Source organism: Blautia sp. AF19-13LB (assembly GCF_003479105.1).
GTDB lineage: Bacteria > Bacillota > Clostridia > Lachnospirales > Lachnospiraceae > Fusicatenibacter > Fusicatenibacter saccharivorans.
In genome coordinates this window covers 81,752-105,405 of the sequence record NZ_QUGO01000013.1, presented here as the reverse complement: position 1 = coordinate 105,405, position 23,654 = coordinate 81,752, and the positions used below count along the sequence as shown (strand labels likewise).

The 23,654-nt window shown below is 46.4% G+C and carries 19 protein-coding genes; 15 read left to right on the top strand and 4 right to left on the bottom strand.

Annotation, left to right across the window (positions count from 1 at the left end):
- Window positions 1-330: 330 nt before the first annotated feature.
- From DWX32_RS20210 to DWX32_RS20200, 5 genes are all read left to right on the top strand, one after another.
- On the top strand, window positions 331-549 hold the full coding sequence (locus DWX32_RS20210; RefSeq protein WP_243037599.1) for a hypothetical protein: 219 nt from the start codon (window positions 331-333) through the stop codon (window positions 547-549).
- Window positions 539-907, top strand: a complete 369-nt coding sequence (gene tnpB, locus DWX32_RS13980) for an IS66 family insertion sequence element accessory protein TnpB (protein ID WP_009243734.1) — start codon at window positions 539-541, stop codon at window positions 905-907. The genes DWX32_RS20210 and tnpB overlap by 11 nt, the downstream gene beginning before the upstream one ends.
- 279 nt (window positions 908-1,186) lie before the next feature.
- Window positions 1,187-2,830 carry an IS66 family transposase gene (gene tnpC, locus DWX32_RS13975; RefSeq protein WP_118601343.1) on the top strand — a complete coding sequence of 548 codons (1,644 nt, stop codon included), beginning with the start codon at window positions 1,187-1,189 and terminating at the stop codon, window positions 2,828-2,830.
- 142 nt (window positions 2,831-2,972) lie between these two features.
- A complete protein-coding gene (locus DWX32_RS20205; RefSeq protein ID WP_243030617.1) occupies window positions 2,973-3,536 on the top strand; it encodes a hypothetical protein in 564 nt (187 codons plus the stop codon).
- Between the two features lie 72 nt (window positions 3,537-3,608).
- Complete coding sequence (locus DWX32_RS20200) at window positions 3,609-4,121, top strand: glutathione S-transferase C-terminal domain-containing protein (RefSeq protein ID WP_243030619.1); 513 nt, start codon at window positions 3,609-3,611, stop codon at window positions 4,119-4,121.
- A 123-nt stretch (window positions 4,122-4,244) separates the two neighbouring features.
- On the opposite strand, the gene DWX32_RS13965 is transcribed toward DWX32_RS20200, so the two are convergent.
- Window positions 4,245-4,499 carry a heavy-metal-associated domain-containing protein gene (locus tag DWX32_RS13965; protein WP_022461058.1) on the bottom strand — a complete coding sequence of 85 codons (255 nt, stop codon included), beginning with the start codon at window positions 4,497-4,499 and terminating at the stop codon, window positions 4,245-4,247.
- A gap of 289 nt (window positions 4,500-4,788) precedes the next feature.
- Between DWX32_RS13965 and DWX32_RS13960 the strand changes: the two genes are divergently transcribed.
- A complete protein-coding gene (locus tag DWX32_RS13960) occupies window positions 4,789-5,691 on the top strand; it encodes an AraC family transcriptional regulator (protein WP_055228413.1) in 903 nt (300 codons plus the stop codon).
- Between the two features lie 10 nt (window positions 5,692-5,701).
- On the opposite strand, the gene DWX32_RS13955 is transcribed toward DWX32_RS13960, so the two are convergent.
- On the bottom strand, window positions 5,702-7,036 hold the full coding sequence (locus DWX32_RS13955) for an MATE family efflux transporter (protein ID WP_118660331.1): 1,335 nt from the start codon (window positions 7,034-7,036) through the stop codon (window positions 5,702-5,704).
- Between the two features lie 314 nt (window positions 7,037-7,350).
- Here DWX32_RS13955 and pckA point away from each other — a divergent pair, with 314 nt between their 5' ends.
- Window positions 7,351-8,955, top strand: coding sequence for a phosphoenolpyruvate carboxykinase (ATP) (gene pckA, locus DWX32_RS13950; protein WP_117510336.1), 1,605 nt, complete (start codon window positions 7,351-7,353; stop codon window positions 8,953-8,955).
- Window positions 8,956-9,195: 240 nt separating this feature from the next.
- Here pckA and DWX32_RS13940 read toward each other — a convergent pair whose 3' ends face one another.
- Both DWX32_RS13940 and DWX32_RS13935 read right to left on the bottom strand, forming a co-directional pair.
- Window positions 9,196-10,686, bottom strand: coding sequence for an AAA family ATPase (locus tag DWX32_RS13940; protein ID WP_118660327.1), 1,491 nt, complete (start codon window positions 10,684-10,686; stop codon window positions 9,196-9,198).
- A 303-nt stretch (window positions 10,687-10,989) separates the two neighbouring features.
- Complete coding sequence (locus DWX32_RS13935; RefSeq protein ID WP_118660325.1) at window positions 10,990-11,916, bottom strand: DMT family transporter; 927 nt, start codon at window positions 11,914-11,916, stop codon at window positions 10,990-10,992.
- Between the two features lie 315 nt (window positions 11,917-12,231).
- Between DWX32_RS13935 and DWX32_RS13930 the strand changes: the two genes are divergently transcribed.
- The 8 genes from DWX32_RS13930 to DWX32_RS13895 all read left to right on the top strand — a co-directional run bounded on the left by DWX32_RS13930 (window position 12,232) and on the right by DWX32_RS13895 (window position 23,595).
- Window positions 12,232-14,160 (top strand): ABC transporter substrate-binding protein, encoded by a 1,929-nt coding sequence (locus DWX32_RS13930; RefSeq protein WP_158579594.1) that lies wholly within the window; start codon window positions 12,232-12,234, stop codon window positions 14,158-14,160.
- 98 nt (window positions 14,161-14,258) lie between these two features.
- Window positions 14,259-15,263 carry an ABC transporter permease gene (locus tag DWX32_RS13925; protein ID WP_117510332.1) on the top strand — a complete coding sequence of 335 codons (1,005 nt, stop codon included), beginning with the start codon at window positions 14,259-14,261 and terminating at the stop codon, window positions 15,261-15,263.
- A 15-nt stretch (window positions 15,264-15,278) separates the two neighbouring features.
- On the top strand, window positions 15,279-16,532 hold the full coding sequence (locus DWX32_RS13920; RefSeq protein WP_117805092.1) for an ABC transporter permease: 1,254 nt from the start codon (window positions 15,279-15,281) through the stop codon (window positions 16,530-16,532).
- A gap of 10 nt (window positions 16,533-16,542) precedes the next feature.
- Window positions 16,543-17,550 carry an ABC transporter ATP-binding protein gene (locus DWX32_RS13915; protein WP_199596442.1) on the top strand — a complete coding sequence of 336 codons (1,008 nt, stop codon included), beginning with the start codon at window positions 16,543-16,545 and terminating at the stop codon, window positions 17,548-17,550.
- On the top strand, window positions 17,543-18,361 hold the full coding sequence (locus DWX32_RS13910; RefSeq protein WP_117510330.1) for an ABC transporter ATP-binding protein: 819 nt from the start codon (window positions 17,543-17,545) through the stop codon (window positions 18,359-18,361). The genes DWX32_RS13915 and DWX32_RS13910 overlap by 8 nt, the downstream gene beginning before the upstream one ends.
- Before the next feature lie 198 nt (window positions 18,362-18,559).
- Window positions 18,560-20,425 (top strand): sensor histidine kinase, encoded by a 1,866-nt coding sequence (locus tag DWX32_RS13905; RefSeq protein WP_118660321.1) that lies wholly within the window; start codon window positions 18,560-18,562, stop codon window positions 20,423-20,425.
- A complete protein-coding gene (locus DWX32_RS13900) occupies window positions 20,397-21,845 on the top strand; it encodes a response regulator (RefSeq protein WP_055218831.1) in 1,449 nt (482 codons plus the stop codon). Before DWX32_RS13905 ends, DWX32_RS13900 begins: the two co-directional genes overlap by 29 nt.
- Complete coding sequence (locus tag DWX32_RS13895; RefSeq protein ID WP_022462704.1) at window positions 21,838-23,595, top strand: ABC transporter ATP-binding protein; 1,758 nt, start codon at window positions 21,838-21,840, stop codon at window positions 23,593-23,595. Before DWX32_RS13900 ends, DWX32_RS13895 begins: the two co-directional genes overlap by 8 nt.
- Window positions 23,596-23,654: the final 59 nt, after the last annotated feature.

The window sequence follows — 23,654 nt, the reverse complement described above, 5'->3', positions numbered from 1 at the left end:
ATCCGGAAAGACTGATCAGCTCTTAGCGGAATGCGTGGTCAGATGAGCCGGAATTTGCATGCCATAATCATACTCAACAAAATAACATAGTCAAAAAAGTTTAGTACTTAACTTTTTTAACTGACTATGATTCAGAGGAGGAATATTATTGCTACGCAAACCAGCCTTGTAGCTCAGCAGGTCAGAATCCGACAATGGGCAGAACAGATCCGGAATTGTCAGAACCGTCCCAAAGGGATGGATGTTGAAACCTGGTGTACCCAAAATAATCTTACAAAAGCCAACTATTATTACCGTCTCCGGCGTGTCAGGCAGATATGCCTGGATCAGATGCAGGACACAGAAACCACTGCTTTTGTGGAACTGCCCGCACCTGCACCAGATCCAAAGAAAACAGATACTCCAAAAGAATCCGGTACATGCATTTCGGCAGGAACTCTGCCAATGATCCGTATTAAAAATACCAGGGGACTGTCAGCTGAGATATTTTCCGGTACTTCACCGGAAATGCTCTGCCATCTCATAAAGGCTTTTACCCATGCTGAATGATGCAGATGCTTCCGGATTTAAAAAGGTGTATCTGGCGATGGGATTTACGGATCTCCGTCGTGGGATCGATGGGCTGGCAACGATCGTACGCTTTCAGTTTAAGCTTGATCCTTACGACAAAAATACACTGTTTCTTTTCTGTGGAAGAAGATGTGACCGGATCAAAGCACTGCTCTGGGAAGGCGATGGTTTTCTCCTTATGTACAAGAGACTCGATAATGGTGCATTCCGGTGGCCCCGTTCGGCAGATGAGGCAATGGCGATCACAGACGACCAGTACCGTATGCTGATGCAGGGGCTGGAGATCGTTGCACGCCATCCGATCTCTGAGCTGAAAGAGACACCCCGCATTATGTAGCCTGTGCAAAATGCCGAAAATAAAAAAGTACCAAAACTGTAAAAATGATGTGTATCAACCGGATGAAAAAGGTTATCCACAAACAGTCTTTTCTCATTCCATTTGTTATCGTGTGAATAGAAAAACTGTTGTGGATAATACATCTGAAAAGCTGTAAAACAACGGCTTTCCAGATGTATTATCCACCGTCATTATGACGAAAGCCCATATCTGAAGGATTGGCGGAAATACAAAAATTCTGTTATAATCGGAATCAGTATAAAGACAGGAGTTCTGGTTATGACGATCAAGTACACAAAAGAACAACTGAATAAGTTTGATAAGGATCTGCTGATAGAGCTTTTTCTTGGGATGCAGGGACAGATGGAAGAATTGTCCAGGCAAACGCAGGCCTTAAATGACAGGATGCAGCTGATGATGGAACAGATGGTCCTTTTCCAGAAGAACCGTTTTGGCAGATCCAGCGAAAAAATGGCGGATTCTGAACAGATACGTTTCATGGAAGTAGACGGGACTATCGTATTCTTTAATGAAGCAGAGGCAGTCTGCGACCTGGATGCACCGGAACCTGAGGACCTGGAATTGAAAGCACCCAAAAAGAAAAAACAGCCAGGGAAAAAAGCGGCTGACATAGCAGGGCTGACAGTAAAACGTATTGATCACTATCTGAAAGAGGAAGAACTGACGGCTGAGTTTGGTGAAAACGGATGGAAACAGCTTCCGGATGCCATTTCCCGATGTTATCAGTTCATTCCGGCCAGTGTCGTGATAGAGGAACATCATATCGGCGTTTATTCCAGTAAACTGGATGAACACATGATAAAGGCACCCCATCCCAGAAATCTGCTTCATGGAAGCCTTGTATCCCCGTCCCTTGCTGCGGCAGTCATAAATGGTAAGTATGTAAATGCGGTACCTCTCTACCGTCTTGAAAAAGAATTCGAAAGGTACGGGCTTGCCATTACCAGACAGAACATGGCGAACTGGATGATCCGTCTTGGGGAAGAATATCTGGGAACCATGTATGATTATCTGCATAAACTTCTGTATGATTATCATGTGATACAGGCAGATGAGACTCCTGTACTTGTAAATAAGGACGGGCGTCCTGCCGGCAGCCAGAGTTACATGTGGGTGTACCGGTCCGGCTTTATGTACCGGGATCGTCAGATCATCCTTTATGAATACCAGAAAACGCGTAATGCATCCCATCCCCGGGAATTCCTGAGGGATTACACCGGGATCTGTGTTACGGATGGGTACCAGGTATATCATACATTGGAAAAGGAGCGTGAAGATCTGAAGATCGCAGGCTGCTGGGTTCACTGCAGGCGCAGGTTTAACGATGCACTGGAAGTGATACCAAAAGCACACCGAAAGGAATCGATCCTGCATCTGATCATGAAACAGATACAGGCCATTTACCGGGAAGAGGGAAAACTGTCTGATTTTTCTACGGAAGACAGGCTCATGCAGCGTCAGCTTGTGGTAAAACCACTGGTGGATGCTTTCTTTGCGTACCTGAAACAGAATGAACCTAAAATTCCAAAGAACGGTAAAATACGGGAAGCATTTACATATGCACTGAACCAGGAAAGCTACCTGAAAGTCTTTCTGGAAGATGGGGATGTTCCAATAGACAACAATGCCAGCGAACGTGCGATCCGTGGATTCTGTATAGGGAAGAAAAACTGGGAGATGATCGATACGGTCAATGGAGCCAATAGTTCAGTGATCATCTACAGTATCGCAGAAACTGCAAAGGCGAATAACCTGAAACCTTTCGATTATTTCGAATATCTGCTTACGGAGATTCCCAAACGTGTAGATGACAAAAACACAGATTTTCTTGCAGAACTTCTGCCATGGTCAGATATGTTGCCCGAAAACATTAGAAAGCCGCAAAAAGCCAGCGGAAAATAAACAGACCGCAAAAGCGGTCTGCTATTTGTCAAGGTACTCGTATTCTACCGTTTACGAAAACATAGCGAAATAATAGGAAAATAAAAGCTTTCTTATTTGAAAATTCATTCGATAGAACATGCGAAAGAGAGGCAGAAAATCAATGGCGAATTATGATTATGAGATTGTAAATGGAAGAAAAATCCGCGTAAGACCAAAAGAAACCGTATCGGAGATCGACAAAAACGGCTATTTCCGCAGACAGCCGAATCACTTCACGACTCCGTTCGGCGACGGTGAAAACGATCTGAAGGCAGAAGGTAATAAGAGATACCGTCTCGTCTGGGCAAAGCTGTGCCACTGGTCCAACCGCGCGGCGATCGTAAGAGAGCTGGAGGGCCTGGAAGATCAGATTTCCGTCAATATGGTAGAACATGCCCCGCATGAGAAAAACCTTGGCTGGGAATACGTTTACAATGAAAACAACATCGACCCGGTGCTCGGTGATCAGTTCCTCTCTGAGGCGTATTACCGTGCTGATGATGATTACCAGGGAAGAACGACCGTTCCGGCGCTGATCGACACAACGACGGGAAAGGTAGTCAACAACGATTACAACTGGCTGACCACTTATTTCGAGGTCAACTTCCGCCCATGGCACAAAAAAGGCGCGCCGGAGCTGTATCCGGTGGAGCTGCGGGAAGAGATTGACAAGATGAATCTCTGACTCTTCGATAATATCAACAACGCGGTATACCGCAGTTCCTTCTCCAGAAGCAACGAAGGCCATTTCGACGGTGTGAACACCTTCTACGCTGCGATGGACCGCCTGGAAAAACGGCTGGAAACCAATCGTTTTCTCTTCGGTGATTACGTAACCGATTCCGATATCCGCCTGTACGTGACACTTGCCCGTCTGGACATCCGCTATACCGCACAGCTCGGCGAGACGAAGCGTCCGCTCTACACTTACAAAAACCTGTGGGGCTACGCAAAAGAGCTGTGGGAGATTCCGGCATTTGCACATCACACAGATTTTGCAGCCATCATCCGCCAGGGAAGAATTGAGGGAGAGGAAGACGGCTTCCGCGCCAGCACACACTACGATCTGGCACTTCCGAAGATTGACTGGGATGCACAGTGGAAGGTTTCGACCGAGCGCGCCTACCTGTCCTCAGACCCGACCCATCCGATCTATCTTGGAAACAACCGCAGATTCGACATCGACCCGACCTGGTACGATCTGGGCGCAGAATCTCCGAAAAAAGAGGAGAAAGAAACGCCGCCGTCCTGCGGATGCTGCTGCGGCTGATCAAATCATAGATAAAAAATAGAAAACACCGTTTCAGAGGCAGATTTCCAAAAGGAAATAAACTTCTGAAAAGGTGCTTTTTTTCCGACGCACAAACTGCAAAAGGAAAGGCATGAAATCCGCTTATCGTCCGAAATGGAAAAATCCCTTTTTCTCATACGGCTCGCTCGTATACGAAACCAGCTCATATCCGATGTCCTTGATCTGCTGTTTCAGATACGGAATATCGAGCGGCGCTTCGCTGATGACAACGGTCTCGCCATTTTTTGCAGAAGAGTTTACTTTCTTTGGAGAGCAGCTCTTGCGGACTACATCATTCATATGGGATTCGCACATGCCGCACATCATACCATCAATTTTTAAGACTGTTTTAATCATACAATACCTGCTTTCTTCCGGGAATACAGCGAAACGAAAGCGTGCCGGACTGTATTCCTGGAGTTTGATGAAAAACTTGAAATCACATACCCTATCGGGGTATCTAAAATATAGCGTGGATGAAAAGAAATGTCAATAAGCTGATAAAATATGATAATTATTATCATTTAAGAAGGAAAAATACGGTCATGGAAGGGCGATTCGCCGGCAGAACATGGAAACTTGCCGGAATCGCAAAGTTCGTGTTACAATTGGGACAGCAGAGCAAAACAAGAGAGGAGACAAAAATATGCTCTCACAGATGAATTACCGAAAAGAAACACAGCCCCACGGTGATGAGCTTTTTCCGCTGAGCATTCACGTTTTCGAGACAGACCTGCAGAGTACCGTGCGGGTGTACTGCCACTGGCATGAGGAAGTGGAGCTCTTTTATGCAGTAAAGGGCGAAGCTGTTTTTCATATGGATACCGAGACCTTTCTCCTGCGGGAAGGGGAGACCGCCTTTGTCAATGCAAACCGCCTGCATGAGGTAGAGGGAATCGACGGACAGGAATTTACGTTTCTTGCCGTTGTATTCCAGCCGCGTTTTCTGTCCGGCACATCGCTTGACCGGATCCAGCAGCAGTATATCGAACCAGTGCTGTCCTCCGAGATCCGTTTTCCATCCAAGACAGAGCGGGGGACACGCCTTGCAGAAAAAACGGCACAGGCCATGCAGGAGATCCGAAATCTGCAGGAAAGAAAAGAACCGGGCTGGGAGCTGCTGTTAAAAGCGGAACTTCTGAAAATCTGGCAGGGATATTACAGTGCGGCAGAAAAGAACGGCGGAAAAACGGATGCCTCGACGAATTACCGTGTCAGCAGAATGAAAGAGATCCTCACATACATGAATGCTCATTTCTGTGAGGATCTCGAAATCGCGGAACTGGCGAGCCAGTTTCATATGAGTGAGAGCGCTTTCTGCCGCTTCTTTAAGTCGATTATGCATATTTCCGCCGTGACGTATGTCAATAACCTGCGGATTGCCGAGAGCTGCCGGCTGCTGCTTTCCACCGAGGAGGCGATCAGCAAGATTGCGAGCGACTGCGGATTCCGAAATATCAGCTATTTTAACCGAGTCTTCCAGGAACGCATGCACCAGACGCCGGGGCAGTTCCGCAGTTTATCCGCAGAAAACCGTACTGCGATATAAGATTCGGAACTTATGCAGGCTTCTGCGATCGGAATGCACGCCGCAGGAAGAAAAGTCCGGTCATATCAGCCAGTGCCCAGCCGATCGGAATGGCGATCCAGATTCCGGCAACGCCAAGCGCCGTGGCGGAGAAAAGGTATGCCAGCGCCACACGCATGCCAAGCGAAATGACGGTCAGAACAACCGACATCTCGGCGCGTTTGACAGCGCGGTAATACCCGTACAGCAGAAACAGCCATCCGATGCCGAGATAGAACGAGCCTTCCAGCCGCAGGTACTGTACGCCGATCGCGACGACCTCCATTTCTGATGCTTTCACGAAAATCTGCATCAGCGGATGCGCGAACAGATTGACAAGCAGAGAAATGACGATGGAAAAAGCAGCGCTCAGTGCAAAAGCATCTTTCGTGCCGCGCCGGATCCGCTCGTGATTTCCGGCCCCGTAATTCTGTGCGGTGAAAGTGGAGTAGGCATTTCCGAAATCCTGCACCGGCAGATAGGCAAAGGTATCAATTTTCACCGCGGCCGCAAATGCCGCCATGACCGCCGGACCGAAGCTGTTGACGAGCCCCTGTACCATCAGAATGCCGAAATTCATGACCGACTGCTGAATGCAGGTCATCGAAGAAAGATTCAGAATCTCTTTTAAAATGGAATGGCTGAAACGCCATTCTTTTTTTGACGGCAGCCACATGCGGCAGCGGAGCAGCACATAGAGCAGAATACCGACGGCGGACACATACTGCGCAAGAACCGTAGCGAGCGCCGCGCCTGCGATGCCGAACGGCAGTACAGCGACAAAGAGCAGATCCAGTGCAATGTTCAGCACAGCAGAGACAGCGAGAAAAATCAGCGGCACAGAAGAGTTTCCGAGCGCGCGCAGCATACAGGAAAAGAAATTGTATACGGATGTTGCAATAAGGCCGGCAAAGATAATCAGAAGATACGTCCGCATGCCGGGACGGACTTCATCCGGGACGCGAAGAAACGTAAGGATCGGCTCGATGCCTGCATAAACAGCGAGATTCAGCACGAGCGTAACGGCAAGGATCAGCAGAAACGCGTGGAGAATCGAAAGTTTTAAAGAAGAAAGATCTTTTCGTCCCTGATAAATCGAAAAGAGCGCACCGGCGCCCATCGACAGGCCGAGAAAAATGGAAGTCAGAAACGTCATCAGCGTATAGGAGGAGCCGACGGCGGCGAGCGCATTGCTTCCGAGAACGCGTCCGACGATCAGGGTGTCGGCAATGTTGTAAAACTGCTGCAACAGATTTCCTGCGATCATCGGCAGGGCAAACAGGATAAGAGAGCGGGAGATTTTCCCGCGGGTCAGATCGTAATACATAAAGAAACTTCTTTCCGAACATAATTATTAATATTATAACATAAAAAATCAAAAAATGTCAATTTGCAGGATGAAGTGTACAAAAATGCAATTGTCAGAAAACTTCGAAAAATCGAAGTTTATAAAATTTTTACAGATTTTGGGACACGTTCTGTAAAAAAACGGAAGATTTTCAGTTGATTTTTTTGGCCTTTTATGTATAATTAGAGTAGAAGAGGCCGGCTGGTCCGGTTTCTTCTAAAGGATACCTTCAAATTTCTGCATTTTGCAGAATGAAGCAGTATTACTATCAAAGGAAAGAGGTTAATTACAAGATGGCACAGATCGATTTAACAAAGTATGGCATCACCGGTACCACAGAAATTGTGTACAACCCTTCTTATGAGCAGTTATTTGAGGAAGAGACAAAACCAGAGCTGGAAGGCTATGAAAAAGGCCGGGAGACAGAACTTGGTGCAGTTAACGTTATGACCGGTATCTATACAGGCCGTTCACCGAAAGACAAATACATCGTTGTGGACGAGAACTCGAAAGATACTGTATGGTGGACTTCTGATGAGTACAAAAACGATAACCATCCGGCAACCCAGGAAGCATGGGCAGCAGTAAAAGAGATCGCCAAAAAAGAGCTCTCCAACAAAAGACTGTTCGTTGTAGATGCATTCTGCGGCGCAAATAAAGATACCCGTATGGCTATCCGCTTCATCGTTGAGGTAGCTTGGCAGGCACATTTCGTAACTAACATGTTCATCAAACCTACAGCAGAAGAGCTTGAGAACTTCGAGCCGGATTTCGTTGTTTACAACGCATCCAAAGCAAAAGTTGAGAACTACAAAGAGCTGGGTCTGAACTCTGAGACAGCAGTAGTATTCAACATCACAAGCCGTGAGCAGGTTATCGTCAACACATGGTACGGCGGAGAGATGAAGAAAGGTATGTTCTCCATGATGAACTACTATCTGCCGCTGAAGGGCATCGCTTCCATGCACTGCTCTGCAAACACAGACCTGAACGGTGAGAACACCGCAATCTTCTTCGGACTTTCCGGAACAGGAAAAACAACTCTTTCCACAGACCCGAAACGTCTTCTGATCGGTGATGATGAGCACGGCTGGGACGACAACGGAGTATTCAACTTCGAGGGCGGCTGCTATGCAAAAGTCATCAACCTGGACAAAGAGTCTGAGCCGGACATCTACAATGCAATCAGACGTGACGCTCTGCTTGAGAACGTTACCGTTGATGCAGCAGGCAAGATCGACTTCAATGATAAGAGCGTAACCGAGAATACTCGTGTATCTTATCCGATCAACCACATTGAGAACATCGTTCGCCCGATTTCTTCTGCACCGGCAGCTAAGAATGTTATCTTCCTGTCCGCAGATGCATTCGGCGTACTTCCGCCAGTATCTATTCTGACACCAGAGCAGACTCAGTACTACTTCCTGTCCGGATTTACTGCAAAACTTGCAGGAACCGAGCGCGGAATTACCGAGCCGACTCCTACCTTCTCTGCATGCTTCGGCCAGGCATTCCTGGAGCTGCACCCAACCAAATATGCAGAAGAGCTTGTTAAGAAAATGGAGAAGAGCGGAGCAAAAGCATACCTGGTTAACACAGGCTGGAACGGAACCGGAAAACGTATCTCCATCCGTGATACCCGTGGAATCATTGATGCAATCTTAAGCGGTGCTATCAACGAAGCTCCGACGAAGACTATTCCGTACTTCAACTTCGAAGTTCCGACTGAACTTCCGGGCGTTGATCCGGCTATCCTGGATCCTCGCGATACCTATGCTGATGCTTCCGAGTGGGAGACCAAAGCACTGGATCTGGCTGAAAGATTCATCAAGAACTTTGCAAAATACGAAGGAAACGCTGCTGGTAAAGCACTTGTTTCCGCTGGTCCGCAGAAATAAATCTTCTGAATTGACCGAAAGGAAGCCCCTGACATGAAAGTGTCAGGGGCTTTCTTTTATGAAAATATCTGGAGAAATAAAATAGTTCCCTGCCCGAAAGTACAGACTGAGGGGACAGGAAACTATTTTACAGCACACTCCAAAATAATGCAAAAAATTTCAGCACCACAGAGCGTGAATTGTTGCGTCACTGGTTTTCGCCGTACCCTGATACGCCTTCAAAATAGAAAATAAGGCAGATCAGCAGGACAAGAGCAGTTCACGTACCATTTCTGCATCAAAGGTAACAGAGGAAACATGGTTGACTTCTATCTGATATAACGCATTTGCTGCGATATGCTCAGCAGCCTGCTCAAGATCACGAATACCGCTTGTGTTTTCGTGGCAGGAGATTACGGCATCGAGTCCTTCCGGTGTCAGAATGCATTCATTTTCTTTCATACCGATGCGTTTTAATACCTTTGGAAGTGCATAGCGGGAGAAAATGATTTTCTTTTCTTCCGGTGTGTAGTCCGGAATTTCAATCACAGCGAAGCGGGACATCAGCGGAGCACTGATCTGGTTCTTGTCGTTTGCGGTTGCAATCGGGTATACACCGACGGTCGGGATCATACATTCGATATAGTTATCGGTAAAACCAAGATTATCAAGAAGGGTCAGCAGAACATCTGCCGGGTTTCCGTTTCCTTTGCCGGAGGCAGCCTTGTCGAGCTCATTGATGATAAAGACGAGGTTGGATTCACCAGCCATGGAAAAAGCATCCATGATGATTCCCGGTTTTGCGTTTGCGTAGATGCGGGAACTTCCGGTCAGCTGTTCCGGGTCATTAATCGAACTCATATCGAGTGTTGTCCACGGTAATTTTAAGATACGCGCAACGGCATAAGCAATCTGCGATTTTCCGGTTCCGGCAGGACCGATCAGTAACAGACCATAGGCCGGCAGCGTATGAGTCCGGTTAATCTGAATGATGGTTTCGATAATTCTCTGCTTCACGCGTTCCATGCCATACAGTTCTTCATCGAGGATCCGGCGTGCTTCCACTGGATCAATGGCTTCAAAATAGTTGCTTTTCCATTGAATATTCATCATCATGGAGAGGGCGCGCTGTGCGTGACGACGTTCTTCGGGAGAGACTTCGTGGGAACGGGCAACAGCGAGGTTTCGACGAGCCCAAAGGCGGATATTGTCCGGCAGCGTTCTTCCGGCACAGTTCATAAAATCAGTGATGGATTGGATACTGGTGAGCTTCATACTGTCACCGGTTTCCTCCTGATCCTCATCCTCAATTTCTTCTTCCGGTGCATTGCTGGCGAGGAGACGTTCAATCATAAACTGTAAAAATCCATCCTCAGCCGAAAGCTTTGCGCCGCCACCGAAAGCGATCTCGCGGATTTTGTAAACTGCATAACCGTCGGATGTTTGTGTACCGGAAAGGCGGACATTGATATGATTTTCGCCAAGCCATTTTAAAAGGCTGACAAAACGGGCATCGATCTGAAGGATGTCGGCAATGAAGGCATCTTCTTCGTCTTTAAATTCAAACGAGGTCCGTTTGGATGGGTTTGTGAAAATACCACAGGGATGATGCGGGAAAGCCTTCTCTTTTGTATCCAGAATTAGGATCGGCTGATCCGGAGAAGTAAACGGTGCGTTTGTGCGGAAAACAGTATACGTACATTCGGAAACTTTTGCTTTTTCCGGGGAATTGCTGAAATCAAAAACGGGCATGACAGAACCTCCTAATAAAATAAGTGCTTATTGGTACAATAAAAACAGTGTAGCACGAATTAAAAAATCCTGCAATCAATATGCAGAATTTTGTATTTTTATGCTATAAAAATGTTAGGCAGGCGGATATTCGCAATGGAAGCAGGGGACTTGCTCGATTCGGTTAAATTTTCGGATGGCGTAAAAAAAGCCCTCCGGGCAGGATCACACTGCGGCGGAGGGGAATTATGTCATTAAAGCAAGCTGCCGTAAGAAAGAAGCTCGCAAAACAGAAATCTTTCTTACACTGAAAAAGGAATAACATCAGGAAACAGCATTGGCTTTGTGAAAGTTCGGAAGCTGTACCAGCACGATCGCTGCAAACATCAGAATACAGCCGGAGAGCTCGCGAGCGGAGAGAGCCTGATGAAGGAGAATCCAACCGGCAAGAACAGAAAAAACGGATTCCAGGCTCATAAGCAGAGAAGCTGTGGCAGGATTTAATCCTTTCTGCCCGATGATCTGCAGGGTATAGCCAACACCTGAAGAGAGAATTCCGGCATAGAGAATCGGCATCCAGGCGTGCAGAAGATCGGAGAAGTTTACGGTTTCAAAGAGAACCATACAGACAGCGGACAGGATCGAACAGGTAAAAAACTGAATGCAGGACATTTTGATGCCGCTGACAAGCGGAGAAAAATGATCAATAACCAGAATATGTACGGTAAATCCGAGCGCACAGGCAAGCACAAGAAGATCGCCCTTCTGCAAAGAGAAGGAGCCGTCTGTCATACAGAGCAGATAGAGACCGACAACGGCAATGAGAACTGCGAGCCAGACCTTCGGCTGTACACGTTTTCGGAGGAACAGGCCGCAGACCGGAACAAGTACGATGTAAAGTGCAGTGATAAAACCGGCCTTTCCGACGGTTGTGTACTGGATGCCGATCTGCTGCAGGGTTGAGGCGACAAACAGTGCGATGCCGCAGAGAATACCGCCCGCCCAGAGCGTTTTTGGCTGTGTGCCATTTTCTGACGAAGCATCCGGCGGTAGGGTTCGATTTTTACGTGAGGAGAAAAAGACAATCAGCGGAAGAAGCGTAAGTCCGCCGAGCAGGTTTCGTGCCGCGTTGAACGTAAAAGGTCCGACATAATCCATGCCGGTCTGCTGTGCGACAAAGGCAGAACCCCAGATCGCAGCAGTCAGAAGCAGAAGCGCTGACTGTCGGTACTTATGAGAAACAGTATTCATAATAGAAAAAACCTCCTGAAATTGATACGATATTCATCATAGCACAAACAGATGGAAAAAGCGAACGGAAAAATGTCGGAAAAGACGGAAAAATAGCACAAATAATCATAATGACGAAAGAGTGCAGATGTTGCGAAAACGGATATGTGAAAAATGAGCAGAACAAAGGGAGTTAAAAAGAGTAAAATGAGCAATTTAACCAACATAAAACAAAAAAAGAACACCAAAAACAAAAAATAGACACTGTTTTTCTAACAGTCTTTGTGTATAATGAATTCATCAAGCAAGAACGAAAACCTTAAGGAGGTAAAAAGTATGAAAAAGCGTAACATGAAAGTCCTTGCACTGTTAATGACAGTGACAATGGCAGGAACGATGCTTGCCGGATGTGGAGACAGCGGAAGCACAAGCACTAGTTCAAGCGGAGGAGCAACAGCATCCTCCAGCGGAACAGCAGATGCATCAAGCGATACCACAGCAGCATCTTCCAGCACAGCAGATGCTTCCAGCGAAGATACCACAGGTTCAGATGATGTGGTAGGAGAGCTTCCAAGAAATGAAACTCTTTACTTCGCAGGACAGCAGTGGGGTACCGTCAACGATTACAACCCAATGTCCGCAAACTCAAACAATGCAATGGTTATAGCACAGGGCGATGCTTCACGTGTACTTGTTTATGAAACTCTTTATATGTGGAATCCATTGGATGCAAAAATGTATCCGTTGCTTGCAGACGGAGATCCAGTGTGGAACGACAATCGTACCGAGATCACAGTGAAAATCAAAGCTGACGCAAAATGGAATGACGGCACACCGGTTACTGCAAAAGATGTAGCAGCTACCTATCATGCACATGTAGATTACAATTCTTCTACCGGCGCTGAAATGAAGAGCTACATTGCAGATGTTGTTGCACAGGATGACAGTACCGTAGTCTTCAAACTGACAACCGATGACTCCGGCGAAGCAGTTAACCCGGTTCTTGCGGAAAGATATCTTCCAATGCTTTATATCATGCAGGAAAACTATCTGAAGACCGTAGCTGACAGAAACAACAACGATGCTGAAGCAATTAAAATGGATAAGATGGACGATCTGGTAACTTCCGGACCGTACAAAAAATACTTTGACAATGACCAGAACGTAGTTCTGATCCGCGATGATAATTATTGGGGACAGGCAGATTCCATGTGGGGTAAGCTTCCGGTTCCGAAATATATTTCTCACCCGATCTTTAAAGATAACGCAGCAGCTACCACCGCATTCCAGAATGGTGATATTGATGTGGCACAGATATTCATCACAGACCTTCAGAAATTGTGGTTAGAGCAGGATCTTCCGATTTCTACCTATGTTGATGAAGCACCGTATCAGCTGTGTATGACAATGCCTACCCTGTTCTTTAATACAGAAGTAGAAGGACTGGATCAGGTAGCTGTTCGTAAGGCAATCGCTATGGCAGTTGACTACGATCAGGTTATTTCTTCAGCAATGTCCGGACAGTCTCCTACCTTCGCAGATGTTCCGCGTTCTGTCATGAACCCGACCGATGCTGAGCAGGCTATGGTGGATCAGGATGCCTTAAAAGAGTATCAGTGGTCCAATGCCGATGTAGAAGGTGCTAAGAAGCTTCTGGACGATGCCGGAATCGTAGACACCGACGGAGACGGAATCCGTGAGTACAACGGAAAGAACCTTTCCTATAAGGCTGAGTGCCCGACAGGATGGTCTGACTGGAATGCAACCCTTGAAATCGTAGCAGCAGCAGGAAAGAATATTGGTATCAACATTGAGACCTACTTCCCGGAAGCAGCAAACTACAGCACGGATTACAGTACCGGAAACTTCGAAATCACCATGCAGTCCGGCCCTGGTACATCGGTTGCCAACCCGTACATGAGATGCCGTTTCTTCATGAGCTCTGATTACAACGATCTTGAGGTTAACTTCAGTGGTAACTTCGGTCATTATCAGAACGACCGTGTAGATGAAATCCTTGCAGCAATTCCTCATGAGACCGATGATGCAAAACTGAAAGATTACTATACAGAACTTTCCAAGATTATGCTGGAAGATTGCCCGTGTGTACCGCTGATGTACAGACCGCAGGTATTCCACGAAGTAAACGAGTCCGTATGGACCAACTATCCGCAGAAAGACGATGGAAGTAACGTTCCCCCGATGGACTGCACCGATGGTTATGGCGTAGCAGCACTGTACAATCTGGGACTGGTTGACGGCTGATTTGCCAAACAGAAAGAAAGTTCATACTGAATTGTAACAGAGGCGGCCGGAGCCGGGGTGCTCCGGCCGCTTTTAAAAATCAGAAGGAGGGTTCTTCTATGAAAGGAATGAAAAAGTATTATACGCAGAAGATCTTGTGGTATCTTCTGACGTTAGTCTTTGCGGTACTGCTGAACTTCATTCTTCCGCGTCTGATGCCGGGTGATCCGGTTTCAACTATTGCGTCCAAATCGGTAGAAGGTATGACCGATGCGACTGCAATTCAGAAAGTATATGAAGACTATGCAGCAAAATTTGGTATTAACAAACCAATGTATGTCCAGTTTTTTACCTGGGTAAAAAATGCACTTCGCGGTGATTTCGGCGTTTCTTTCAGCCAGTATCCGCGTACCGTATCCGATATTATTTCCAGTTCGGTTCTGTGGACCATATGTTTACAGCTTCCGGCCATTATTGTTGGATGGATTCTTGGTAACCTGCTTGGTGCAATTGCAGCTTATATGAAAGGTGTTTTCGACAAGGCAATCCTTCCGGCATTCCTGTTTATCAGTAACGTACCTGCCTTTGGTATGGCGACCGTACTTTTGTTTATTTTCTCACTGAAATTACATATTGCACCTGCAGCAGGCGGCTATGCGAGCAGTATGATTCCGCATATGAGCCTTGCTTTTATGAAATCTGTGCTTTCACATTACCAGTTGCCATTCTGGTCCATCGTAATCATCACGATCGGCGGCCAGGCGATTGGTATGCGTTCGATGTCAATTTATGAATTGAATGCTGACTATGTAAAATACAGTCGTTTCCTTGGTATCAAGGATCATACGATTGTGAAATATGTGTTCCGTAACGCAATGCTTCCGCAGATCACCGGTCTCGCAATGTCCCTTGGTACCATGATCGGCGGCAACCTGGTAGCTGAGATGGTATTCAGTTACCCGGGACTTGGAACGACAATGCTCTCAGCAGTTACCGGCCAGGATTATCCGCTGCTTTCTGCCTGTACGTTAATCATTACCATCATGGTTCTGCTGGCCAACCTGCTTGTTGAACTTCTGTATGCAGTCATTGACCCACGTGTCAAAGCATCCCAGCAGGATTAGAAAGGAGAATACGCTATGAAAAATACAATCAAACAGATTTTTCATTCAGGAAAATTCGTGACAGGATTTGTAATCTTCTTGGCAATTCTCCTGACCATTATCATCTATCCGTTTGTTGTGGCAAAAGATCCGCTGGCAATGATCGGAAACGGAAACTTTTTCAAACCGGGTACCTATCTTTCGATTCAGGACACCGTAAATTCCGGCAAAACGTATAAGATGAATGTTGATGCAACCGCATCCATCGTTGAAAGCAAACTGACAATGGACAACCGTTCTATGATGGCAGAATGGCTGGAAAAATACGGCGGTGTAGATGCCAGTGAAATCGATGTTACCGACGCAGAAGGTCTGATTGCGCTTTGGGAGGAAAAATATGACCCAAATGCAGAACAGAAAGGCCTTATCGCAGCAAAAAAGAAAAAATATCAGCGTCTCGACAACGAAATCGACGGTATTTTAGAGGATGTTCCAACCATTATTGCCGAGAAAAATGAAGAGACCGGTGAGCTGGAAGAGGTTCAGAGCATCGACAGCAAGCAGTACATCAATGAAAAAGATGTCATTAACCGTCAGACCTTTGTGCTTGGTACGGATAACTTTGGCCGTGATGTTTTGACTGAGCTGATCTCTGCAACAGGTTCATCCCTGAAAATTGGTCTGGTTGCGGGAATCATTGCAACCGTGATCGGACTGTTCCTCGGACTTCTTGCAGGTTACCTTGGAGGTTTTGTGGACAACCTGATTCTGTTCTTTACCAACTTGTTCACCGTTATCCCATCCTTCGTTCTTTTGATCCTCATCTCCTACAGCGTAGGTGAGTCTCAGAGGGGAATCATGATGGTGGCACTCCTGATCGGAATTACCGCATGGCCGTGGACAACACGTTCCGTACGTTCCCAGGTTATTTCTCTTCGAAACCGTGACCATGTAAACCTTTCCAAACTGTCCGGCCACAGCATGCTGCGGATTGTCCTTACCGACATCCTTCCGTACGTTGCATCCTACGTTGTTATGGCCTTCATTCTCCAGATTTCCTCCGGAATTCTGGCAGAGGCACAGCTTTCTATGATCGGACTTGGACCGGCAACCACAAAGACCGCAACACTTGGTCTTATGATGCAATGGGCAACCCAGTACAATGCACACTTAAACGGTGCATGGTGGGCATATTTCCCGGTCATTCTTGTAATCGCACTTATTTCATTCTCTCTTAACCTGATGAACACCGGTCTTGACCAGGTATTCAACCCGCAGTTAAGAGACTAAGGAGGCAGCTATGGGAAAAGTAATGCTGGAAGTAAACAATCTGAAAACGAAATATGTGACTCGTTTTCATGAAGATGTATACGCCGTAGACGGAGTCTCCCTGAAGATTGAGGAGGGAAAATCCCTCGGTGTAGCAGGTGAGTCCGGCTGTGGTAAATCGACGCTGGCGCTGTCCCTGATGGGCTATTATTTCGCACCGCTTCACTACATCAGCGGCGATATTATCGTAGATGGAAGAAAAATTTCCGGAATGAAACCAGACGATGTCCGGAAAAATATTCTGGGCAATGAGATCGCCTACATTCCGCAGGCAGCAATGAATGCTCTGAACCCGACACAGAAAATCATCCGATTTGTAGAAGACGTTATTCATGCGCATGATCCGAAAATGCCGAAAAAGGATATTTATGATCTGGCAAAAGAACGTTTTGAAATCCTGGGATTGCCGGAAGAGGTTCTGCAGAAACACGCCGTAGAACTTTCCGGTGGTATGAAACAGAGAACGGTAATTGCAATTTCCACCATCCTTTCTCCGAAGGTACTGATTGCCGATGAGCCTTCATCCGCACTGGATGTAACTTCCCAGAAGATGGTTATCAAGATGATGCGAGACCTGATGGAAAAAGGATTTATCAAATCCATGATCTTCATCACCCACGAGCTGCCGCTTCTTTACAACGTAACTGACGATATTATGGTTATGTATGCCGGACAGATTGTAGAAAAAGGTACCGCAAAAGAAATGGTATTCGATCCGCTGCATCCATATTCCAAAGGTCTGATGGGATCGATCATCGTTCCGGAGGAAGGTGTAAGAGAACAGAAGCTGACTGCAATTCCTGGAACTCCGCCAAACCTGAAACATCCGCCGGAGGGCTGCCGCTTTGCAGACCGCTGTCCTTATGCACAACCAACCTGCCGCGGTATGAAACCAGAGGTCATCGAGCTGCCAAACGGAAGAGAGTACCGCTGCCTGATGTCTGAGAGAAAGATTCGGGAGGTGTATGCAAATGTGTGATGGAAAAGAATTAAAACCATGCCTTTCCGGAAGAGGTGTGACGAAAGTGTTTGGTTTTGGTGATGCCAAAACGGTCGCTGTAGACCATGTGGATTTCGATTTTCATGAGGGTGAATTTGTTTCCATCGTAGGAGAATCCGGATCCGGAAAAACAACGCTTTCCAAGATGCTGCTCGGACTGATCAGTGTAACCGAAGGCGAAATTGATTTCCAGGGTAAACCAAGAGACATCTCGAACGGAAAGAAGAAAAAAGAGTACTGGAAGGGAATTCAGGCAATTTTCCAGGATCCGTTCGCTTCCTACAATATGTTCAAACGTGTAGATTCTGTTCTGCTGGATTGCATTAACATGCGCGGTGACAAAAATCTGCCGAAAGAAGAAAAAGAACGTCTGATGACAGAGGCCTGCAGCTTTGTTAACTTAAAATACGCAGAACTGACAAACAAATATCCATTTGAGCTGTCAGGAGGCCAGATGCAGCGACTGATGATTGCACGTATTTTCCTTCTGAAACCAAAGATTCTGCTTGCCGATGAGCCGACGTCCATGATTGATGCCTGCTCACGTGCAACGATCCTTGATATGCTGCTGAAGTTGCGTGATGAGATCAATATGACGATTATCTTCATTACCCACGATATTGGTCTTGCTTACTATGTATCCGATAATGTTTATATTATGGAGCATGGAAAATTTGTAGAATCGGGACCGGCAGAAGAAGTAATTCTTCACCCGACAGCAGCGTATACCAAACGTCTGATCAGCGATGTTCCAAAGATTTATGAACCGTGGGATCTGACAACAGTATAACAATGGTACGAAAGCTGTTTCCCTGGAATCATGCTTTGCGTCATATATGAGTCTTGCGAAAAGAGAGACGGTGCACGGAAAAAAAGTGTACCGTCTTCTCTTTTTGTCAATAATTTTTCCGAAAAAATTGCTTTTTAAAGAAAAAACTGGTAAAATTAGTAAGGTTACAGAACCGAAAAGAAAACTGGGGGATGAAAAATGCGAAACTGGTTTCGCGGACTGAAACTGAACGAAAAATTTACCGTAACAACGTTGATCTTTATTTTTATTCCGCTTTTTGGCATGATGTGCTTTGGGTTTAGGAGTATCAAAAAGAATGCCATAGATCATGGGGTAAATGAAGCAGTAACAGCAATAGATCTTACCTGTGCGGAGGTGAATGCAAAAGCGAATGCCTGCTCAATGGTTGTAGATACGCTGCAGGAGTATGAACCACTGGAAAAATATCTTCTTCATCTCAGGAGGGGAGAGGAGATCTCGGAGAGCTATTATCAGCAATTTCGGAACAACAGCATCAGCATAATCGATAAAATGCAGGAGGCAATGCCGGATCTGTACCAGATCCATATTTTTGCCATGGCAGATGGTTTTCTGGAGCAGCAGCCGATCCTGTACCAGAAGGAAAAGATGAAAAACTGCGCCTGGTACCGAAGCTATCAGGGCGGAGGACAGTGGTTTTTTGACATACAGGAAAAAAATATTATCTCCGGTACAAAAAAAGAAGGTTCCCATTTGATGACTTATGTACGGGAGCTGCGGGATCAAAGCGGAGGAAGGCTTGGCGTGATCGAGGTATCCATGCGTATGGCAGACATATTTCCTGAAATCTATCGATCCGGTGACAGCAGCTGGGCCTGTTTTGTTGATGAAAATTGGAATTTATATGACTGCGGGAAGACAGCGGCAGCCTGCAAATGGCAGTCCTATCGGGGGCTGATTCTGTTCCGGGCAGGAATCCGTGACAGAAAAGAGAGTCAGCAGAGCGCGGTGATTGACCGGAAAAACGTTGCAATTGTGCTTCGGAAAGTCGATAAACTCAATGGAATGTTTGTAACATTGACCAATTTGGATGATGCAACCGGAAACATGATCAAACAGCAGCAGAGAATGCTGCTTGAATTTGCCGGCTTCGGGCTGCTTCTGATTGTGGTGGTCAATCTGATTGTGCGTGGCCTGCTGAAGGAGTTTTATGACGTCCTGTGTGAGATGCGTCAGATTGACAATGGAACAACAAAGATAAAGGTTTGTTACAGCGCAGAAGAGATGCGGGAAATGAGCTATGGTATCAACGGAATGCTGGAGAGAATTCAGAAACAGAACGAGGAAAGCATCAAAAGGGAGGCAGCGCTGAAAGATACGGCAATCCGGGCAATGCAGAACCAGATTAACGCTCATTTTATTTATAATGTTCTGGAATCCATTAAGATGATGGCTGAGATTAAGGAAGAATATACGATTTCCGATGCGGTAACAGCACTTGGTGAAATGCTGCACTACAATATGCGCTGGAATAAATTTCTGGTAACCGTTCAGGATGAGATGAATTATATTCAGAACTATGTGGAACTGATGAATCTGCGGTATGATTTCACAATTACATTATCTGTTCAGATACCGGAAAATTTGTATCGGCAGGATATCCCCAAGATGTCTCTTCAGCCGATTGTGGAAAATGCAATCACACATGGAATTGAGGAGCTGGATGCAGACGCCGTCATTGAAATCAAAGGAATAGAGCATGAAAAGAGCTTTGAGATTGAAATCACAGATTCCGGAATAGGCATGTCAGAAAAGCAGCTTGCAATTCTGAGACGTAAACTAAGAATGCGCCTGAATTCAGATACACAGCCGAAACATGGAATCGGGCTTCGGAATGTACAGGACAGAATCCACATTCAATTTGGAACAGAGTATGGACTGTCAGTTTATACAAAAGAGCATTGCTATACGAAGGTGAGCATTCATCTTCCCATCACGAGGGGGAAATATTCTCCGATGGATCAAGAGGGTGACGAGAAAGAGGAAGAAAAAGAAAATGAATACACTGCTGGTTGTAGAAGATGAAAAATTGATTCGACAGGGAATCGTGGCGATGATCCGGCGAAGCAGCGTGCCGGTGGAGGAGATTCTGGAGTGTCGAAACGGAGAAGAGGCATTGGAGATTTTGAGAAAACAGAGGGTGGACGTCATGTTCACTGATATCCGTATGCCCAAAATGGACGGTCTGACACTGGTCAACAAAATGGAGGAGCTGTCACAGAAACCTGTTGTTATTGTTTTAAGCGGCTATGATGAATTTTCCTATGCGGTTGAAATGATGAAACATGGAGTTCGGGACTATATTTTAAAACCGATCAAGCGGGAGACGATAGAACAGCTTCTGGAAAATCTGGAACGAGAGCTTTCGGAGACCCGGGAAACGGAAGAAGAGGAAGAACGGTGCTTTTTAAATCAGCTCCGTTATCTGATGATGAATGCAGAAATGGCCGAAGAAAAAGAATGGATGGATATGGAAAGCAGGATCCGGCGCCACATCGGAAACGACAGCTTCCGGATCCTGCTGACCAGCAAGGCAAATGGGGAACGGTTTTCGAAATGCAGCGGAATTCTGCTGGAAGGCGTAGAAGGAGGAGTTCTGTATCTTCTGCCGGAACCGGAGGCAGAGCGGATCATGAAAGAAAAAGATGAGAGATTTTGTCTCGGAGTGGGAAAAGAACATCGTTCTGTGATGGAAATTCCAGAGGCATACCAGGAAGCACTGCTGGCCCGGGAAATGGCATTTATACAGAAAAATCCTGTGGAAGAATATCAGAAAAAATGTTTTGAGGAAAAGCCGGAGCTGGCACAGTTTCAGGAAAAATTTATTCTGCAGGTGCCAACGGACCGGGCAGATACTGTGCTGCGAAAAATGCGGAACTGGTATTTTGAGGCGGCGCATCAGAGGGTCTCCCCCTATCAGCTTCTGACAGTGACGGAAGCAATCTGCAAAGAACTGGATCTTTTTTACCGCATGCCGGAAAAACAGGAAAAATGTCCGCGTCCTCTGCAGTACCGTGATGCAGATCTGTTTCTGGATGCGTTTGAAGAATGGATACACGTTTACAGGGAAAGCCTGAAAAGTCAGACAGCCGGAAAAGAAAAAATGGAAGAGGCAATTTCATATATTCGGGAAAATTATGCAAAAGATCTGAATATGGCGATGGTATCTAACCATATTTGCATGAATTATTCGCTGTTTTCAGCAGCGTTTAAAGAACATACCGGTGTGAATTTTGTGAACTATCTGAAGGAGATCCGCATTGCGGAGGCAAAGCGTCTGTTGATTCAAACAGAAGATAAAATTACGGAAATTGCCAAACAGGTTGGATTTGAAAATGATAAGCATTTCATGAAATCATTTAAAACGGCATGCGGCGTATCACCGTCTGAGTTCCGAAAAGATTACAAAATGGTTTCCAACGGAAAGGGAGGACAGGATGAGTAAAGAAAAAGAAACCGGAAAAGAGAAGGGAAGAATCCGCCAGCTGGCGCGGTATTACATTCCATATAAGGGATTGTTTTTTACCGACATGTTTTTTGCAATGCTTGGAGCAGCCATTACACTGGTGATTCCACTGATTGTACGGTATATTACGAGTACGGTTGTGGAAAAGCCGCTGGAGCAGGCAACGGGTGAGATTATCCGCCTAGGTATTCTGATGATTGCTATGGTTCTGGTTGAAATGTACTGTAACTTTTATATTGCCTATTACGGCCATGTGATGGGGGCGCGGATTGAGCATGATATGCGGAACGAGATCTTCGGCCATTATCAGAAGCTTTCGTTTGCTTTTTTCGATAACCAGAAGGTCGGCCATCTGTTGTCACGCATCACAAGCGATCTGTTCGATATCAGTGAGCTTTTACATCATGGGCCGGAGAATATTGTCATTTCGTTTATCAAACTGATCGGCGCGATGATTATTCTGTTTGTGGTAAATCCGATGCTGGCATGTGTGCCGCTTGTGGTTATTGTGGTGATGCTGCTGTTTGCGTTAGTGATGAACAGCCGCATGAAGAGTGCATTCAAGGAAAACCGCCGCAGAATTGCGGATATCAACAGTCAGATCGAGGACAGCCTTTCGGGGATCCGTGTTGTCAAATCGTTTGGAAATGAGACAGAGGAGATGCGAAAGTTCAATGCGGGAAATGACCGTTTTGTCGATTCGAAGAAGGTCAGCTACCGCTATATGGGAATTTACAATTCGGGAATGGGAGCCTTTTCGACGCTGATTACCGTTATTTCGCTGATTGTCGGCGCATTGCTGATGACAGGTGGGAAGCTTGGGGCGGCCGATCTGGTTACCTTTCTTCTGTACATCAACAACTGCACAGATCCGGTGAAAAAGCTGGTGAACTTTACGGAGCAGTTCCAGAATGGTTATTCCGGTTACGAACGTTTCCTGGAAATTATGAGCATCGCACCGGACATCCAGGACAAGCCGGATGCACTGCCACTGAAGAATGTGCAAGGAGAAGTAACCTTTGAAAACGTTTCGTTCCATTATGAGGAGTCGAAGGAGAATGTGTTAAGCAATGTGAATCTGCATGTCCCGGCAGGAGACTATGTGGCGCTGGTGGGCAGCTCCGGCGCCGGAAAGACGACACTCTGTTCTCTGCTTCCGCGTTTTTACGATGTGACAGAAGGAAGGATTCTACTGGATGGAAAGGATATCCGCGATGTGAAATTGAAGGATCTGCGCGATGAAATCGGTATTGTGCAGCAGGATGTGTACCTGTTTGCGGGAACGATCATCGATAACATTCGCTATGGCAGACCGGATGCGACCGACGAGGAGGTCATCCGCGCAGCGAAAGCGGCCAATGCACATGAATTTATCATGGAGCTGGCGGACGGCTACGACACCGATATCGGCCAGCGCGGCGTAAAACTTTCCGGTGGCCAGAAACAACGGCTTTCCATCGCCCGCGTATTCCTCAAAAACCCGCCGATCCTGATTTTCGACGAGGCAACCTCAGCGCTCGACAACGAAAGCGAAAAAGTCGTCCAGAAATCTTTGGAACTTCTGGCGAAAGACAGGACAACCTTCGTGATTGCGCACCGGCTGTCCACAATCCGGAATGCAAAGCGGATTCTGGTGCTGACGGAGAATGGAATTGCGGAGGAAGGCACACATAAGGAACTGCTCGCGAAAGGCGGGATTTATGCGCATTTGTATGAGATGCAGTTTTGATGAAAATTTCATTAGTATGACAGAAAGGCAGCGGAAGAGAAACCGCTGCCTTTTTTGAC